The sequence below is a fragment of the Asticcacaulis sp. genome (assembly GCF_051954415.1).
GTDB lineage: Bacteria > Pseudomonadota > Alphaproteobacteria > Caulobacterales > Caulobacteraceae > Asticcacaulis.
Map to the genome: position 1 here is coordinate 105808 of NZ_JBQCHT010000022.1, position 18244 is coordinate 124051.

Genomic DNA, 18244 nt, shown 5'->3' on the forward strand with positions numbered 1-18244 from the left:
CCGGTCAAGCGATTGCACATGAAACGCAAAAACCTGCGGCAATTTGCCCGGCAATGCGGCAGCCAAAAGGCAATAATGCAAATTATTCGCAAGATTCAGCTTGCAATTAAGAATGGTTCGCAATAACAAATGTGCAACGCCGCCTCCCCGGCCTAGTCTGAGAGAAGAAACATGTCCTCCATTCGCAGCCGCAAACATGCGGTAAATCCCTACGCCCTGGCCCTCACCGCCCTGGCACTACCCTCAGCAGCCATGGCTGATGCGGCCGCCGATGCGGCCCGCGATTCCACCCATGTGACGGTCAGGGGCGAGCGCCGCGCGCCTTACAAGGCGGACTCTTCATCCAGCAAAAAGGCTACGGCGGAGTTGATCGATACACCGCAAACCATCCAGGTCATCGGCAAGGAAATCATCCGCGAACAGGGCGCGACCACCCTCACCGAAGCCCTGCGCAATTCGGCGGGCGTCGGCACCTTCTATCTCGGTGAAAACGGCAGCACCTCCACCGGCGACGCCGTCTACATGCGGGGATCGGACGCCTCCGGCAGCATCTTCGTCGATGGCGTGCGCGACGTGGCTTCGGTTTCCCGCGATGTCTTCAATATCGAGTCCGTCGAAGTCCTGAAAGGCGCGGCGGGCACCGATGTCGGCCGCGGTTCGGCCACCGGCGCCATCAACCTCTACAGCAAGCACGCCGCGCCGCACGACTTCGCCAGTGCCTCGGTTTCCGCGGGCGGCGGTGATTGCACCCGCGCCACGGCTGATGCAAACTGGAAGCTGGCCGAAACCAGCGCCATGCGCCTCAACCTGATGGCCCAGGATGCCGGTATTGCGGGGCGTAACGAGATCAGGAACAAGCGCTGGGGCGCCGCCGCCTCGCTGGGCTTCGGCCTCGGCACCTCGACCCGCTATTTCCTCGACTATATGCACGTCGATCAGGATAATATGCCCGATGGCGGCGTCTCGACCATCGGCCTGCCGGGCTATTCCGCTCCGGATGGCCGCGATTTTCTGAATACGGCCGCGCCGGTCAATCCGAAGAACTTCTATGGTACGAAGGATGATTTCGACGACATCCAGACCGATGTTGTCACATTCAGCATCGAACACGATTTCAATAACGGCCTGCATTTCAGCAACCTGACGCGCTGGAGCCAGACCGATCAGGATTACCAGCTCAGCGCCATTATGGGCCAAGCCGCCACCAGCACGCGCCCCTTGCTGACGCCCGACCCGGCCGATCCGTCGACCTGGACCCTGACGCGCCTTGTCAACAACAAGGACGTTCGCAATACCATGCTGACCAACCAGACCAATCTGCAGGCGCATTTCCGTGCCGGCGGCCTGGAACACAGCCTCAGTACCGGCCTGGAGCTGATCAGCGAAGAACAGAAGAGCCTGGCCTTCGACAGCACTACCGCCGGCGCCTATCCGGTCGTCAGCGTCTACAATCCAGATGCCAATGTTGGCGGCTATACGCGTAAACACAGCGGCGCCTACAGCGATGGCCAGACCGATACGATCGGCCTCTATGTCAACGATACGATCCGTTTCAGCGAAGCCTGGCAGGTCAGCGCCGGCCTGCGCCTCGATCACTATAAAACTGACTACAAAAGCGTCGCCGTTGATGGCGCGGTCACGGCGTATAAGGCCGAAGACGATCTGCTGACCGGCAAGTTCGGCCTGGTCTACAAGCCCGCCGCCAATGGCAGTATCTACGCCTCCTATGCCATCACCCAGCAACCGCCGGGCGGCGCCAGCTTCACCCTGGCCGCCGATGACGCCGCCAATGCCAATAATCCGAATGTCGACCCGCAAAAGGCCGAAACTTCGGAAATCGGCACCAAGTGGGACCTGTTGCACAAACGCCTGTCGCTGACCGGCGCCCTCTACCGCACGCAATATTCCGACACGATCGCCACCGATACCGACGGCACCTTCTACCATGCCGGCGAGAAGAGCGTCTCCGGCATCGAACTGGGCGTGGTCGGCCAGCTTAATCCGCACTGGAACATCAGCGCCGGCTATACCGTCATGGATACGAAGGTGAAAAATGTGACCGTCGTCACCGCCGACGGCTCAGCCGACCTGGCCTACAGCCCGACCGACGCCTTCACCCTGTGGACGACCTATGCCGGCAAGCGCTTCACTATTGGCGGCGGCGCCCGCTATAACGGCGAAATGAAGCGCGGCAGGGATGGCGCGGTCGGCACACCGGCCTTCGTCAAGGGCTATGTCGTCTTCGATGGCGTGGCGACGTATCAGCTTACACAGCGCGTCCAGCTCCAGCTCAATGCCTACAATCTGCTGGACAAACAGTATGTGGCGGCGATCAACAAGTCCGGCTACCGCTATACGCCGGGCACGCCACAAACCTTCCGTCTGACGGCCCATGTCAGCTTCTGATTGTTAGACTTATTTCCCTTCGAGCCCCGGTGAATATCGCCGGGGCTTCCGGCTTTCCGGAGATTGCCCCATGATGCTGCATGTTCCCAATGTCCTGACCCGCGATCAGGTGCGTGAGATACGCGCCCGGCTTGATACCGCTGACTGGCTGGACGGCAAGACAACTGTAGGGGCGCAGGGCGCGCGGGTGAAGAACAACCGCCAGCTTCCCGAACACGGCGCCCTGTCGCGCGAACTGGGCCAGATCGTGCTCGACGCCGTGAAGGCCAGCGACCTGTTCTTCGCCGCCGCCCTGCCGCTGCGGTTCGTGCCGCCGCTGTTCAACCGCTATGAGGGCGGCGAGACCTATGGCCTGCATGTCGATGGCGCCATGCGGCCCTTGCCAACGGGTGATGGCTGGCTGCGCACCGATCTCTCCTGCACTCTCTTCCTGTGCGATCCGGAGGACTATGACGGCGGCGAACTGGAGGTGGTCGATACCTACGGCACGCACGAGGTCAGGCTGCCCGCCGGCGACCTGATCCTCTACCCCTCCACCAGCCTGCATCAGGTCACGCCGGTGACGCGCGGCGCGCGGGTCTGTTCGTTTTTCTGGCTGCAAAGCCTGGTGCGCGATGGCACGCAACGCCATATGCTGTTCGATCTCGATATGACTATCCGAAAACTGCGCGCACAATTGGGTGACAGTGCTGAAGTCCTGGGCCTGACCGCGCATTACCACAACCTCATGCGTCAGTGGGCTGAGGGGTAATCTCTCCTCCCCATTTCTTAAATGGGGAGGTGGCATCGAGCCTTTAGCGAGATGACGGAGGGGCGCCCCTCCACCGCTTCGCGGTCCCTCTCCCCATCAAGATGGGGAGGAGAGAACTTACGGAAACAAAAAGCTCGTCGTGGCGTCGACGATCTTTTGCAAATCTTCACGGCTGGCGCCGGCGCGGGCGCGCACGGCCAGGCTGGAGGTCAGCGAGGTGATCATCTGCGACATCACCTTCGGATCCTGATTGGAGCCGATATGGCCCAGTTCCTGCGCCCTGGTGAAGAAGCGCTCGAAACGGGCATCAAATTCCTCGATTGTGCCCTGGAGCACACTCATGATCGATTCATGCCGCGGGGCTTCGTTCAGCGCCGTACACATAAAGGCGCAGCCCAGGCACTCTTCGGTTTCGCTGGCTTCCGTCTCGCCGGTATAGGACGAGATCATCACATCAAAATAGCGATTGATGATATCCCGCAGGCTGCCGTCCCGGCCGGTGCATTGCAGCACCGTATCGAGCTTGGTGGAAATGCCGTTGCGGTAGCGTTCCATCGCCTTGAGATAAAGCGCTTCCTTGTCGCCGAAGGTGGCCGCCAGCGAAGGCCGGCTGACGCCGGTGGCGGCGGAGATATCATCGAGCGAGGTATTGGCGAACCCGCGCATCCAGAACATTTCCAGCACCGTTTCCAGTACAGCATCCGGATCGAAGGCACGCGGACGGCCTCGCTTGCGCGGCGTTTCACAGGCACAGGCTTGCGGATCGGCCGCCTGCCCGCCGCAGGTCACGTCAGGCAGGTCTATCGTCTTCAGGTCATCCAAGACAAACACTCCTTACCAGAATCTGGCAGTTGCCAGTTTCTGGCAGACTGTCAGTCTAAGCATTTTTCCCTGCCGAGCAAAGCCCAAAACGCTGGGGCAAATGGTCGCTTGCAGGGACATTAACATATTTATTTGCGATGTCGCATAAAAATATGTTTACAAAATGACATGGCGGGACTATTTAAATGCGACGCCGCATTAAATTAGCCGAAGCGACCGAGAAACGCCAGCCAAATTTTTTGCCCAACCGTATGCGTTCCTCCTCCCGTTCCTTTACTCCCCAAAGGATATCGTCATGTTCGATCCCGTTGTTTCCTCCCTGAAGCTTGAGCGTTACCGCAAGATGCTCGTCGCCGGCGCCGTGTCGCTGACCGTCCTGGCCGCCGTCGGCATCGGCACCGCCCTGAGCACCCAGGCCGCCAACCAGCCCGCCGCCAGCGCGCCCACGCCTGTAACCGTTTCCGTTGTATCCCTGCAAAACGTCGCCCAGTGGACCGACTTTTCCGGCCATCTTGAAGCAGTCGATCGTGTTGAAATTCGTCCGCGCGTCGCCGGCGCCATCAAGGCCATTCACTTCCGTGAAGGCGCACTCGTAAAAGCCGGCGACCTGCTGGTCACCATCGATCCCGCGCCCTTCCAGGCAGAAGCCGCCAGAGCGCAAGCCGAAGTTTCCGCCGCCAATGCCCGCCTGACCCTCGCCACGTCCGAACAGGCGCGCGCCCAGCGTCTGTGGGCCGATCACGCCATCGCCCAGTCGGAACTGGAAAGCCGCACCAACGACCTGAAGGCGGCGCAGGCTAATCTCGACGCCGCCCGCGCCTCGCTGCAATCGGCCAACCTGAACCTCAGCTATACCCAGGTCCGCGCACCGGTGTCCGGACGGGTCGGCCGCATTGAAGTGACGGTCGGCAATCTGGTCGGCTCAGGCCCGCAGGCGGCGATCCTGACGACGCTCGTGTCGGTCAGCCCGATCTATGCCAGTTTCGATGCAGACGAAGAGGTCATCCACAACACCCTCGCCGATCTGGGCTCGACCTCGCTCGAAACCATCCCGGTCACCGTGGAAGCCGATGGCGGCGAGCCGATCTCCGGCCACCTGCAACTGATCGACAACCAGTTCGATGGCACCAGCGGCACCCTACGCGCCCGCGCCGTCTTCCAGAACCCCGAAGGCAAGCTGATCCCCGGCCAGTTCGTCCGTGTCCATATGGGCGCGGCGCAGGAAAAGCCGGCCCTGCTGGTCTCGGAACTGGCGGTCGGCACGGACCAAAGCAAGCGCTTCGTCTATGTGGTCGGCACCGATCACAAGGTCGCTTATCGTGAAGTGACGCTCGGCGGTACGGCCAATGGCCTGCGCATCGTCACCTCTGGCCTCAAGGACGGCGAACGCATTATTGTCAGCGGCATCCAGCATGTCGGCCCCGGTTCGGTCGTGTCCGAAACCGTCGCTGCCATGGACGCCCCAAACGCAGACAAGTCCGAGCCGGAAGCCTGATTTTTTCTCTTCGATAAGCAAGAAACCCCACCACCACGCCCTGCGGGCGCGGTCCCCCTCCCCGGCATAGCCGGGGAGGTACAAGGGAAACCGCCCCGTTCTTATACCTCCCCAACTTGTTGGGGAGGGGGACCGTCGCGCCCTTGCGCGAGGGTGGTGGGATTTCTTGCTTTAAATTCAGCCCAAAGGGGCCATTTATGAACCTCTCCAAATTCTTTATCGACAGGCCGATCTTCGCCGGCGTGCTGTCCCTGCTCTTCCTCGTGGCGGGCCTGCTTAGCTTGCGCGTCCTGCCCGTTTCCGAATATCCGGAAGTGGTGCCGCCGCAGGTCGTCGTCCACGCCATGTATCCTGGCGCCTCGCCCGCCGTCATCGCCGAAACCGTCGCCTCGCCCATCGAGGAATCGGTCAATGGCGTCGAGAACATGCTCTACATGTCCTCGCAAGCGACCGCCGACGGCCAGATGACCCTGACCGTCACCTTCAAGCTCGGCACCAATGCCGACCTGGCGCAGCAGATGGTGCAAAACCGCGTCTCCCAGGCCGAGGCCCGCCTGCCGGCCGATGTGCGCGCGCTTGGTATCACCACACAAAAATCGCAGTCCTCGCTGCCGCTGGTCGTTCACCTGACCTCGCCCAATGGCCGCTATGACGTCAACTACCTGCGCAACTACGCCCTGCTTCACGTCAAGGATCGCCTGCAAGCCATCAAGGGCGTGGGGCCGATCCAGATGTTCGGTGGCGGTGAATACGCCATGCGCGTCTGGCTCGATCCGCAGAAGGTCGCCGAACGCGGCCTGTCGCCGTCCGATGTCGCCGACGCCATCCGCTCTGAAAACGTCCAGGCCGCGGCCGGCGTTATCGGCGGCTCTCCCGGCATCCCTGACCTGACCCTGCAACTGTCTGTCAATGCCCAGGGCCGCCTGTCGACCGAGGAAGATTTCCGCAACATCATCGTCAAGACAGGCCCTGACGGCGCCGTCACCCGCCTTGGCGATATCGCCCGTGTCGAAATGGGCGCGGCCGACTATGCCCTGCGCTCCCTGCTCGATAACAAGAACGCCGTCGGCATCCCCATCTTCGAGACCGCCGGCGCCAACTCGCTCCAGCTTTCCAAGGACGTTCACGACACAATGGCCGAACTGCAAAAGGCCATGCCGGAAGGCGTCTCCTACGAGATCGCCTACGATACCTCAGAATACGTCCACGAATCGATCGATTCGGTCATCCATACCCTGCTGGAAGCCATCGCGCTCGTCGTCATAGTCGTCATTCTGTTCCTGCAAACCTGGCGCGCCTCGCTGATCCCGCTCCTGGCCGTGCCAGTCTCGGTCATCGGCACCTTCGCGGTGATGCACGTCTTCGGCTTCACCATCAATGCGCTCACCCTGTTCGGCCTGGTGCTCGCCATCGGGATCGTGGTCGATGACGCCATCGTCGTCGTCGAAAACGTCGAGCGCAATATCGAAGCCGGCAAGTCCCCGCGTGACGCCACCTATCAGGCCATGCGCGAAGTCTCCGGCCCGATCATCGCCATCGCGCTTGTCCTGGTCGCCGTCTTCGTGCCGCTGGCCTTCATTACCGGCCTTTCCGGCCAGTTCTACCGCCAGTTCTCGCTGACCATCGCCATCTCGACGGTCATCTCAGCGATCAACTCCCTGACCCTTTCCCCCGCCCTGGCCGCCCTGCTCCTCAAGGGCCACCATGCCCCCAAGGACGGCCTGACCCGCTTCATGGACCGCTGGCTCGGTGGCTTCTTCAACGCCTTCAACCGCACCTTCAAGCGTTCGTCTGAATCCTACGGCAAGAGCGTCGGCAAGATCGCCGGCCGCAAGGGTCTGATGCTCGGCGTCTATGGCGCGCTGGCGGCCCTGGCCTTCGTCCTCTTCCAGGTGGTGCCCGGCGGCTTCATTCCGCAGCAGGATAAGGCGTATCTGGTCGGCATGGTCAAGCTGCCCGATGGCGCCACGCTTGACCGTACCGAAGCCGTGGCCCGCAAGGTCTCCGAGATCGCCATGCAGCAACCCGGCGTTGCCCACGCCCTGGCCTTCCCCGGCCTGTCGATCAACGGCTTCACCATCGCCTCCAATGAAGCGGTTGTCTTCATGCCGCTGAAGCCCTTCGGCGAGCGTCACGGCGCCGCCCTCTCCGCCGGCGCCATCGCCGGAGCGCTCAACGGCAAGCTGGCCGGCATCCAGGAAGGCTATTCGGTCATGTTCCCGCCGCCGCCACTCCTCGGCATAGGCACCACCGGCGGCTTCAAGCTCCAGCTCGAAGACCGCGCCGGCCTCGGCTACCAGAAGCTTGACGAAGCCACCAAGGCGTTTGTCGCCAAGGCTTCGCAGACCAAGGAACTGGCGGGCGTCTTCACCGGCTACAACATCAACACGCCGCAGCTTTTCGCCGATATCGACCGCACCCGCGCCCGCCAGTTGGGTGTCTCGGTCAGCGATATCTTCTCGACCATGCAGATCTATCTCGGCTCGCAATATGTCAACGATTTCAACCGTTTCGGCCGCACCTACAGCGTCCGGGTCCAGGCCGATGCGCCCTATCGCGCCCGCGCCGAAGACATCGGCTCGCTGAAGGTCCGCTCTAAGACGGGCGAAATGGTGCCGCTGGCCGCCGTGCTGAAGGTCGATCCTGTCTCCGGCCCGGTCACCGCCAGCCGCTATAACGGCTATCTCGCCGCCGATATCTCCGGCGGCCCGGCCCCCGGCTATTCCTCCGGCCAGGCGCAGGACGCCATCAAGCGCATCGCCGCGGAAACCCTGCCCGCTGGTATCGACTACGAATGGACCGAACTGACCTACCAGCAGATCCTGGCCGGCGACTCGTCCAACCTCGTCTTCGGCCTGGTCATCCTGCTCGTCTTCCTGGTGCTGGCCGCCCAGTATGAAAGCGTCGTCCTGCCGTTGTCGATCATTCTGATCGTACCGATGGGACTGATGTCGGCCATGATCGGTGTGTTCGTCATGCACGGCGACAACAACATCTTCACCCAGATCGGCCTGTTCGTCCTGGTGGGGCTGTCGGCGAAAAACGCCATCCTGATTGTCGAATTCGCCCGCGAACTCGAACTGACCGGCTTAAGTCCGCTGGAGGCCGCCATCCGCGCCAGCCGCCTGCGCCTGCGCCCGATCCTGATGACCTCAATCGCCTTCATCATGGGCGTTCTGCCTCTGGTCGTCTCTCAGGGGGCCGGTTCGGAAATGCGCCGCGCCATGGGGCTGGCCGTCTTCTCCGGCATGATCGGCGCCACCTTTATCGGCCTGTTCATGACGCCCTTCTTCTACGTCCTGCTGCGCGCCCTGTCCGGCAATCGCCCGCTCAAGTCGCACACCTCGACGCTTGAGGGTGAAGGTGAACCCGACGAGGCCCCGCATGTTCAATATATCGATTAAGGAGGCCAATATGCCCCGCTTTACTGTCCTCTCTTTGGCCGCTCTCCTCATGTCAGGCTGCGCCACCGCCCCGCTGGAAAAGGCTTCGTTCGAGACGCCTGCGGCCTTTGCCGGTAAAACGGCTGATGCCACACCCGCGCCCGTTCAGGGCACGGCCTGGTGGCTGGTCTTCGATGACGCGGTGCTCAATGACCTGACCGCCCGCGCCATGACCCGCAACAACACCATCAAGCTGGCCGCGGCGCATCTGGAGCAGGCCCAGGCCCTGATCCGTTCGTCAAAAGCCGATCTCTGGCCACAGGCCGGCATCGGCTATCAGGCCACCACCGGCGCCAATACCGCCACGCTCAATCCCGGTTCGCAAAAACCGGCCTCGGCGCATGGGCTAGGTGTCGATCTCAGTTATGAGATCGACCTGTCGGGGCGGCTTTCCAAGGCCGCTTCAGCGGCGAAGCTGGATGCACAGGCCAGCGATGCCCTGCTGAAGGACACGCAACTGCTGATCCAGTCGCGCGTCGCCGAAAGCTATTTCGCCCTGCGCGCGCTCGATGAAGACCGCGCCATCGTCCGCGACACGCTGGTCGCCTATCGCGGCAGTCTCGATGTCACCCAGCGTCGCTTTGAGGAAGGCGATGTCGCCGAAATTGACGTGGCGCGGATGCAGGCCGAGGTCGCTTCCACCGAAGCCCAAGGCGCCGCGCTCGACCAGCAACGCGCGCAACTGGCTCATGCCCTGGCCGTCCTGTTGGGTGAACCCGCCAGCGATTTCGATGTCGCGGCTGTCGCCTGGTCGAGCGAGCCCTGGGCCGGGGCTGTGCCGGTGATCCCCGCGGGCATTCCCGCCGATGTGCTGCAACGCCGCCCCGATGTCACCGCGTCCTATGCCTCGCTGCTGGCGGCGCAGAAGCGCGTCGGCATTGCCAAGGCGGCCTGGCTCCCCACCCTCAGCCTGACCGCTTCCGGCGGTTACGCTTCGGGCGACCTCGGCAATCTGTTCGAGGACACGGCGAAAAACTGGTCTCTGACCGGCATACTGGCGCAGGCCATCTTCGACGGCGGTCGCCGCAATGCCGGAATCGACTATGCGAAAGGGGGCCTTGATGCGGCCTTTGCCGATTACCAGCAGAGCACGCTTGTGGCGCTTTCCGATGTCGAGGATCAGCTATCGGATCTGACTTATCTGAAGCAGCAGCAAACGGCACAGGATCAGGCGGTTTCCGCCGCCACGCGGGCCCTGGCCATGTCGCAGTCGCGCTATACCAACGGCTCGTCGTCACAGCTTGAGGTGCTTGACGCCCAGCGGCAATTGCTGGCCATCCGTCGGCAGGCGCTGAAGGTGCGGGCCGCGCAGTATCAGTCCACGGTCGGGCTGATCCGGGCCCTTGGCGGCGGCTGGACAAGTTAAGCCCCGTAGAAAAAAAGCCCGGGATGGTTAACATGCCGGGCTTTTTAAGGGGTGTTATTGATAATTATAGAATTTTATTGATGCCATTTAATTACAGAAAACTATCTGCCAATACTTATCCCTCAATTTGGAAAAATTAACTTCAGTTGTGAGCAGTACAGGCTCCAGAACAATCATTATACACAGTCCAGGCATTTTGAACACAAACATCATACATAGGCTTATAATAAGAATATTGATTTGTAGTATGATTTTTTAGGTAAGTGTTGTAGCAAGTTTGCACAGAAGCATTATAGGCAGCTTGGCAACTATTCCAGCAACTAGCTATGTCCGCGGCGCTTGTACTGGGAACTGTGACAAAGATTAATGCCAAAAATCGAATGCTCATTGGAATTTTCATGAAGATCTCCATTTTTTTACCGTGCCTTTGCACAAAAACAACCTAAGGTCGCGCATCTTCATAGGCAACAAATTTCGATGGTATACATTATAAAATTAACGTGAATATCTGACAAATGTTCGAAAATTGTAACGTCTGATCGTCAGTGTTGGTGCTGAAATCCCAACGGCTGCTGGACAAGCTGAAGGTCGTAAAAAGTCCGGCGTGTTTCCCCACGCCGGACTTTTTTTATACGCCGATATCCGTTGACGCTGCCGCCCGTCTTATGGCACTAGCACCTTCGAGACGCGGGTGTAGCTCAATGGTAGAGCAGCAGCTTCCCAAGCTGAATACGAGGGTTCGATTCCCTTCACCCGCTCCAGTCTCTTCTCCGAGTCATCGAACCCTCTGCATTTTTGCTTTGCGCGCTTGTGCGCGCGGGTGGTTCGATTCCCTTCACCGTTCCAACTTCCGCAACCTGATCAGTTCTTCAGTTCTGCCGGCACCTTGCCGCCGTTTTCGGCCAGTTTCTGCATCACCTGCTTGTGCAGCCAGACATTCATGGCGCCGGAATGGCGGATATCGCCGGTGAAGCCCAGTTCGGCCGCCAGCGCCTGACGCACGCCCAGGTCCGATTCCAGCCCGACCAGTTTCAGCAAATCAACAATCGACATGCGCCAGTTCAGCTTCGGCTCGCGCTTGGCGTTTTCCTGATCGAGAATGGCCGCCACATCAACCTGCTCCATGACCGGCGCCGGCAGCGGATCGGCCATGGTGGTGGCCGGTGCGATGGCTTCGGATGTATGGATAGAGTCTTCGGCGGGTATCGGCTGCCGGGGCGCCGGGACGATCTGATCGCCGTGTTTGTGGAAGATGAAGTCCTTGATTTGGCTGAAAATGCTCATAAGCTTTTACTCCGTCGTGCCAAACCCCCTGCCTTCTCTCTAGGCCAGGCGATTATAAAAATGCGATAAGGGATGTTGAAATACGGTCTGGACCGGATCACGCTTCCAGTATCTCTTTCAGCCATTTCGTGTAGTCTGCACTGGCCCAAATCACCGGCGTGGCGATGATCTCCGGCACTTCGTAGCTGTGGTGCTGTTTGACCAAAGCCTCCAGCATTGGCAGGCGGTCGGCCAGGGTCTTGGCCGTCAGCATGATTTCCGACGACTTGTCGATCTCGCCTTTCCAGCGATAGGTCGAATGGATCTCGTGGCTCTGCACGCAGGCAGCCAGGCGCGCCGTGACCAACAGTCCGGTCAGGCTGGCGGCCTCGGCTTCACTGGCGCAGGCTATGGAAACGGTCACGATATCAGTCATGCCAGCAACCATACAGGGGTTGACGCCACAGGAAATAGAACATATCATGAACATATGAAAAAGACGCTTAAGGAAAGGCTGGCTATCCTGTCTGATGCTGCCAAGTATGACGCTTCCTGCGCCTCGTCGGGCACGACAAAACGCGATTCATCGGCTTCCGGCGGACTGGGGTCAACGGAAGGTTCCGGCATCTGCCATGCCTATGCGCCGGACGGCCGCTGCATCTCGCTGCTCAAGATCCTGATGACCAATTTCTGCATCTATGACTGCGCTTACTGCATCAACCGGTTGTCATCCAATGTCGAACGGGCACGCTTTTCATCGGAAGAGGTGGTGTGGTTGACACTCGAATTCTATCGCCGCAACTATATCGAAGGGTTGTTCCTGTCGTCGGGCATTATCCGCAATTCCGACTACACCATGGAGCAGATGGTGCGCATCGCCCGCGACCTGCGGCTGAAGCACAATTTCCGCGGCTATATCCATCTCAAGACCATCCCCGAAGCCTCGGCGAAACTGATCGAGGAGGCTGGGCTTTTCGCTGATCGCCTGTCGATCAATATCGAGTTGCCGACGGATGCCGGTGTCGAGGCGTTCGCGCCACAGAAGCATCCGGCCAATATCCGTCGCTCGATGGGCGAACTGAAGGCGAAGATCGACGAGGCCAGCGAACCGACGATGCAAGGCAAGCGTCGCAAACTCTTCGTGCCGGCCGGCCAGAGCACGCAGATGATCATCGGCGCCGATCAGGCCAACGACGCCACCATCCTGGCCACCAGCGCCGGGCTTTACAAGGGCTATAAATTGCGGCGGGTCTATTATTCTGCCTTTTCGCCGATTCCGGATGCCTCGAAAATCCTGCCGCTGATCAAGCCGCCACTGGTGCGCGAACACCGCCTTTACCAGGCCGACTGGCTTTATCGTTTTTATGGGTTCGGTATAGATGAAATTACTGCCGGGCGGCCGGACGGGATGCTTGATCTGTCGGTTGATCCCAAACTGGCCTGGGCGCTGGAAAATCGTGCCCGTTTTCCGGTCGATATCAATACGGCGGACAAGGAAATGCTGTTGCGTGTGCCGGGTTTCGGCGTGAAGACGGTCAATGCCATCCTCAACACGCGACGCTTTAAACGCCTGGCGCTCGATGACCTGGCCAGACTGAAGGTATCGGTTAAGAAGGTGCGGGCCTTTATCGAAGCCGCCGGCTGGACGCCGCTGAAACTGATTGACCGCGGCGACCTGCGCGAGATGTTCGCGCCGCAACCGGAGCAGATGGTGCTCTTGTGAGGGTGATCCTGCGTGCGCGTGGCGATTTCGGCGAGTGGCGCGATGCGGCGCGTGGACTGCTGGCGAAAGGCATACCCCCGCGCGATATCGACTGGCTGAGCGAAGAAGCCGCAGGCCAGGAGCTGTTTCCCGCCACGCCGCCCGCGCAAACAACGACACGGGCTATTTCCGTGACGAAAGATTTCTTGCTGCTGGCCGAAAGCGTGATCTGCCACAGTGATCCGTCGCGCTTCGACCTGGCCTACCGGCTGCTGTGGCGGCTGCAAAACGACAAGGATCTGCTGCAAATCCGCTCCGATCCGGATGTCGCCAGGGCGCACACTTTTAACCGCTCGATCCACCGTGACAGTCACAAAATGCACGCCTTCGTCCGCTTCAAGGAGGTGCCGTCAGAAACGGAGCGCCGCGCCTTCGTGGCCTGGTTCGAGCCTGACCATTATATCGTCCCCCGCAATGCCGGTTTTTTCCAGCGCCGCTTCACCGACATGGACTGGCTGATCGCCACGCCGAAAGGCGCGATTGCCTGGGATGGCGAGACCATCCGTTTCTGCGATGAACCTGCCGAGCGCCCGGATATCTCGGATGATACTGACGAGCTGTGGCGTACCTATTACGCCCACATTTTCAATCCGGCGCGGCTGAAGGTGAAAATGATGCAAACCGAGATGCCGAAGAAATACTGGAAGAACCTGCCGGAATCCGCGCTGATCCCCGATCTGATCGCCGGCGCCGAGCAGCGCGTGCGCGACATGGCCGAACGTGCCGCCAGCGATCGGGCACCGGCGTTACATGCGCGGCTTCAGTCACGCAGACCCTAGCTCGGCTTGTGGAACTTCAGGGTCATGCGGTCAGATTCGCCAATGGCGTCGAAATGGGCACGTTCGGCATCGGTCAGGGTGCGGGTGTCGTCCTTGATCTGACGCACCGGCGGAAGCGTCCAGACACCAAACGGATGATCGCGAGTATCTTTCGGATTGGCGTTGATTTCCGAGCGGCCATCAAAGACAAATCCGGCCTTTTCCGCCGCGGCGATGACATAGGATTCCGGCACGTAACCGGTGCCGGCCTTGGGGTCGCTGCCTTCCGGCGCGCGATGCTGCTCCACCGCCAATATGCCGCCGGGCTTCAAAGTAGCGTAGAAGACCCTAAGATAAACGTCGGTGGTCTCACCCTGGCGCGCCCAGTTATGAAAGGCGCGGGCCACCAGCAGGAAGTCGGCGCTGTTGGCCGGCAGGTCGCTCGATTGCGGCGTCAGGGTGTTGGCGGAAACCTGGCCGTAGACGGAGGTGTCGTAGACCTTTTTCCAGAAGTTGGCGTCCTTCGGATCGCGCAGGGCGGCGATATAATGGCCTCCGGTCGCCCTGGCATAGGGCGCCAGGATTTCTGTCCACCAACCCTTGGCGCCGGGATCGACCTCGACAATCGTCATGCCGGGTTTCAGCCCCCAGAAGGTCAGGGCCTCGACCGGATGACGGTATTGATCGCGCGCGGTGTTGCCTGCGTCACGCCAGGCGCCCTTCACGGCGGCATCCAGCGGCGGGTCGGCGGCGAAAACGGGCGCGGCACAGAACAGGCCCATCACGGCCGTAGCGGCGATCAAGGTACGGCGGGCGATAAATGGCACGGGCATCGGAGTCCTCCTGTTTTGCTTAATGTGTAACAAGTCGTGCCGCGTTTGTCTTGTCACATCACGGGTGTAGCGATACACAAAAGGAATCAGAAAAAGGTGCCCTATTCATGACCGAGATTTCAGGTATTTGCCCGCCAAAGTTCGCCGCCGTGAAGGATGCCTTTGCCGCCAATTTTGCCGAGGGCAAGGAGCGCGGCGCGCGCTTCTCGGCGGTGATCGATGGCGAGACGGTGCTGGATATCTGGGGCGGCAATGCCGACCGCGAAGGGACGGTGCCTTTTAGTGATACCACGCTTACGCCGGTGTTTTCGACCGGTAAGGCGGTGATGGCCGTGATGATCGCCCGGCTGGTCGATAAGGGCAAGCTCGATTACGAAACGTCGGTGGCCCATTACTGGCCGGAATTTGGCCAGAACGGCAAGTCGCGCATAACGGTGGGCCAACTGATCTCGCACCAGGGCGGTTTGCCGGGCTTTTCGCCGCCGCAGGATCCGACCATCTGGTTCGATGTGGAGGCCACGCTGAAGGCGTTGTGCGAACAGGCGCCGCTGTGGACGCCGGGCCAGGGCTCCGGCTATCACCCGATCGCCGGCGGCTATCTGCTGGGCGAGGTGTTCCGCCGCGTCGATGGCCGGTCTATGGGCACAGCTCTGCGCGAGGATATCGCCGCGAAGTTTGGTCTCGACCTGATGATCGGCACGCCGGACGACTATGCCGCGCGCATTTCGGTCATGCAGAAGCCGACCTCGGCGCCCGATCTGGGCACGCTTGACGCCATCAAACAGGCGGCTTTTCTCGATCGCGGGTCTTCGCCCGCCGGTAAGGGCTCGGCCGACTGGCGGCGCATGGAAATCCCTTCGGCCAACACGCACGCGACGGCGCTGTCTCTGGCGCAGTTCATGGGCATCGTCGCCAATGGCGGTGCGCTGAAAGGCCAGAAGTTGCTGTCGCTTGGCACGCTGGGGCAACTGACCCGTGAGCGTGTATATGGTCAGGATCGGGTGTTGCCGTTCAAGCTGTCATGGGCCGCCGGTTTGCTGCGCAATACCGGCATCCGGATTTACGGACCGAATGAACGTGCGTTGGGCCATAGCGGCTGGGGTGGCTCCTGCGCCATGGCTGATCCTGAAAAGCGCCTGAGCGTCGGCTATGTGATGAACAAGCAGTCGGCCTATCTGATCGGCGATCCGCGCCCGGTGGGGCTGATCAACGCGTTGTATCAATGTCTTTAAGTCATGGGGTCGAGGGGACTGTGCCCCCTCGTCTTATACTTCCGCAACCTTGATCGCCTTCAACCTGCGCCACGCCCCAAACGCAAAGACCATCGCCCCGGCCCAGATAAAGGCGAAGCTTATCCCGCGCAAAAGCGTGAAGGGTTCGCCCTGGAACAGGCCGATGACCAGGGTGCTGGTCGGTGAGATGAACTGGATAAAGCCCATGGTCGACAGCGGCAGGCGGCGCGCCACATAGGAAAAGAGCGTCAGCGGCAGGACCGTGATCGGGCCGGTCATCGTGAACCAGAAGGCGTGATCGAACGCGAAGAAGTGCCCCTGGCCCGTCGTTTCAAACCAGACCAGATAGAGGATCGCCGGCACGAACATATAGACGCATTCAACGAACAGCCCGGCCAGGGCATTGATGGCCAGTTGCTTGCGCAGGATCCCATAGGCGCCAAAGCTTATGGCCAGGATCAGGGCGATCCACGGTACATGGCCGATGGCGAGGGTCTGGACGATCACGCCGATGGCCGCCAGCGCAATGGCGCCCTTGCCCCAGTTATCGAGCCGTTCGCGGAACAGAATGGCCCCGGCTGCCATGTTGAGCAGGGGGTTGAGGTAATAGCCCAGCGAGGATTCGATGGTGTGGCCATTGGTCACGGCCCAGACATAGACGCCCCAGTTGGTAGCGACCAAGGCCGAGGTCAGGAGCAGCATCCAGCGCAGTTGCGGGGTCTGGAAGGCGCGGAAGACCTCCGGCCATTGTTTGGTGACCCAGACCAGCGCGCCGGCGCAGAGCACGGCCCACACCGAGCGGTGGGCGATGATTTCCAGCGCCGCGCCGCCGAAGGCGTGGATCGGCAGATAGAACAGGGGCACCAGGCCCCAGATCAGGTAGCACACTATGGCCAGGGCAACGGGCGAGGTAAACCGGGAGGTCAGGGAAGACATGGTCGTATCCAGAAAGAAAAAGCCGGTGGAACCTTCAGGCTCCACCGGCTTTAAAACATCACGATCTGTGAGATTTAAGCGTCGGCTCGGGCCTCAATGACACCGCGTTCGTCAAGAAGCTGTGCAATCTGCACGGCATTGAGCGCCGCGCCCTTGCGCAGGTTGTCCGACGCGCACCACAGCGAAATGCCATAAGGTACGGTCGGGTCGTTACGGATGCGCGACACGTAGGTATCGAACTCGCCCACCACCTCAATAGGGGTGATGTAACCGCCGGCCTCGCGCTTGTCGACCACGGCGACGCCCGGCGCTTCACGCAGGATTTCACGGGCCAGTTGCTCGTCCATCGGGTTTTCGAACTCGATATTGATCGATTCCGAGTGGCCAACAAAGACCGGAACGCGCACGGCGGTGGGGACGACATCGATGGTCGGGTCGAGGATCTTGTGGGTCTCCACGATCATCTTCCACTCTTCCTTGGTGTAGCCGTCTTCCATGAAGACGTCGATGTGCGGAATGACGTTGAAAGCGATCTGCTTGGTGAACTTCTTCGGGGTCTTGTCGCCCATGCCGTAGATGGCCTTGGTCTGGTCCCACAGCTCGTCCATGCCCGCCTTGCCGGCGCCGGCCACCGACTGGTAGGTCGAGACGACGACGCGCTTGATGGTGGCAGCGTCATGCAGCGGCTTCAGCACCACCAGCATCTGTATGGTCGAGCAGTTGGGATTGGCGATGATGTGCTTCTTCTTGCAGTCCCAGACGGCGTCCGGGTTCACTTCCGGAATGATCAGCGGCACGTCCGGGTCCATGCGCCAGGCCGAGGAATTATCGATCACGATCGGGCCGGCCTTGCCGATCTTTTCCGACCAGGCTTTGGAGACATCACCACCGGCGCTCATCAGAACAATGTCGACCTTGGTGAAGTCGAAGGTTTCGAGATCGACGCACTTCAGGGTTTTGTTGCCGAAAGAGACCTCGACGCCGACCGATTTACGCGAAGCGACCGCGTAAATATCCGAGACGGGGAAGTTCACTTCTTCGAGGATCGTCATCATTTCACGACCCACAGCGCCGGTGGCGCCGACTACGGCGACCCGATAACCCATAAGACTGCTCCTGTTAAATATACGAGCAGCGCAAATGATCCTTTTTAAGCCATATGACAAGGCTTAATTAT

14 protein-coding genes and 1 tRNA gene are annotated in these 18244 nt (G+C 60.6%); 9 read left to right on the plus strand and 6 right to left on the minus strand.

All coding sequences use genetic code 11. The features are described from left to right. Positions 1 to 171 precede the first annotated feature (171 nt). Together ACTHND_RS07600 and ACTHND_RS07605 are read left to right on the plus strand one after the other, a co-directional pair. The gene (locus ACTHND_RS07600) at positions 172 to 2406 is read left to right on the plus strand and encodes a catecholate siderophore receptor Fiu (RefSeq protein WP_440177345.1); all 2235 of its coding nucleotides are present in this window, start codon (positions 172 to 174) and stop codon (positions 2404 to 2406) included. A 70-nt stretch (positions 2407 to 2476) separates the two neighbouring features. Beyond that, positions 2477 to 3157, plus strand: a complete 681-nt coding sequence (locus ACTHND_RS07605; protein ID WP_440177346.1) for a Fe2+-dependent dioxygenase — start codon at positions 2477 to 2479, stop codon at positions 3155 to 3157. 117 nt (positions 3158 to 3274) lie between these two features. Here ACTHND_RS07605 and ACTHND_RS07610 read toward each other — a convergent pair whose 3' ends face one another. Then, positions 3275 to 3979: a TetR/AcrR family transcriptional regulator gene (locus ACTHND_RS07610; RefSeq protein ID WP_440177347.1), complete on the minus strand. Its 705-nt coding sequence runs from the start codon at positions 3977 to 3979 to the stop codon at positions 3275 to 3277. Positions 3980 to 4274: 295 nt separating this feature from the next. Between ACTHND_RS07610 and ACTHND_RS07615 the strand changes: the two genes are divergently transcribed. The 4 genes from ACTHND_RS07615 to ACTHND_RS07630 all read left to right on the plus strand — a co-directional run bounded on the left by ACTHND_RS07615 (position 4275) and on the right by ACTHND_RS07630 (position 11044). Then, positions 4275 to 5474, plus strand: a complete 1200-nt coding sequence (locus tag ACTHND_RS07615; protein WP_440177348.1) for an efflux RND transporter periplasmic adaptor subunit — start codon at positions 4275 to 4277, stop codon at positions 5472 to 5474. Positions 5475 to 5671: 197 nt separating this feature from the next. Beyond that, positions 5672 to 8878: an efflux RND transporter permease subunit gene (locus ACTHND_RS07620; protein WP_440177349.1), complete on the plus strand. Its 3207-nt coding sequence runs from the start codon at positions 5672 to 5674 to the stop codon at positions 8876 to 8878. A gap of 10 nt (positions 8879 to 8888) precedes the next feature. Then, entirely contained in the window at positions 8889 to 10283 is a 1395-nt protein-coding gene (locus ACTHND_RS07625; protein WP_440177350.1) for an efflux transporter outer membrane subunit, read from the plus strand. A gap of 687 nt (positions 10284 to 10970) precedes the next feature. Then, positions 10971 to 11044: transfer RNA gene (locus tag ACTHND_RS07630), tRNA-Gly, on the plus strand. Positions 11045 to 11144: 100 nt separating this feature from the next. On the opposite strand, the gene ACTHND_RS07635 is transcribed toward ACTHND_RS07630, so the two are convergent. Continuing rightward, positions 11145 to 11567 (minus strand): DUF3597 domain-containing protein, encoded by a 423-nt coding sequence (locus ACTHND_RS07635; RefSeq protein ID WP_440177351.1) that lies wholly within the window; start codon positions 11565 to 11567, stop codon positions 11145 to 11147. Positions 11568 to 11664: 97 nt separating this feature from the next. After that, a complete protein-coding gene (cutA, locus tag ACTHND_RS07640) occupies positions 11665 to 11982 on the minus strand; it encodes a divalent-cation tolerance protein CutA (protein WP_440177352.1) in 318 nt (105 codons plus the stop codon). Between the two features lie 54 nt (positions 11983 to 12036). On the opposite strand from cutA, the gene ACTHND_RS07645 reads away from it, so the two are divergent. Continuing rightward, entirely contained in the window at positions 12037 to 13269 is a 1233-nt protein-coding gene (locus ACTHND_RS07645) for a putative DNA modification/repair radical SAM protein (RefSeq protein WP_440177353.1), read from the plus strand. Positions 13270 to 13271: 2 nt separating this feature from the next. Beyond that, positions 13272 to 14087, plus strand: a complete 816-nt coding sequence (locus tag ACTHND_RS07650) for a TIGR03915 family putative DNA repair protein (RefSeq protein ID WP_440177354.1) — start codon at positions 13272 to 13274, stop codon at positions 14085 to 14087. On the opposite strand, the gene ACTHND_RS07655 is transcribed toward ACTHND_RS07650, so the two are convergent. Next, positions 14084 to 14899 (minus strand): class I SAM-dependent methyltransferase, encoded by an 816-nt coding sequence (locus ACTHND_RS07655; protein ID WP_440177355.1) that lies wholly within the window; start codon positions 14897 to 14899, stop codon positions 14084 to 14086. The two genes, ACTHND_RS07650 and ACTHND_RS07655, sit on opposite strands and share 4 nt — an antisense overlap. A 107-nt stretch (positions 14900 to 15006) precedes the next feature. On the opposite strand from ACTHND_RS07655, the gene ACTHND_RS07660 reads away from it, so the two are divergent. Continuing rightward, positions 15007 to 16131: a serine hydrolase domain-containing protein gene (locus ACTHND_RS07660; RefSeq protein WP_440177356.1), complete on the plus strand. Its 1125-nt coding sequence runs from the start codon at positions 15007 to 15009 to the stop codon at positions 16129 to 16131. 33 nt (positions 16132 to 16164) lie between these two features. On the opposite strand, the gene rarD is transcribed toward ACTHND_RS07660, so the two are convergent. Together rarD and ACTHND_RS07670 are read right to left on the minus strand one after the other, a co-directional pair. Next, entirely contained in the window at positions 16165 to 17067 is a 903-nt protein-coding gene (rarD, locus tag ACTHND_RS07665; protein ID WP_440177357.1) for an EamA family transporter RarD, read from the minus strand. 74 nt (positions 17068 to 17141) lie between these two features. Beyond that, a complete protein-coding gene (locus tag ACTHND_RS07670; protein WP_440177358.1) occupies positions 17142 to 18173 on the minus strand; it encodes an aspartate-semialdehyde dehydrogenase in 1032 nt (343 codons plus the stop codon). Between the last annotated feature and the right edge of the window lie 71 nt (positions 18174 to 18244).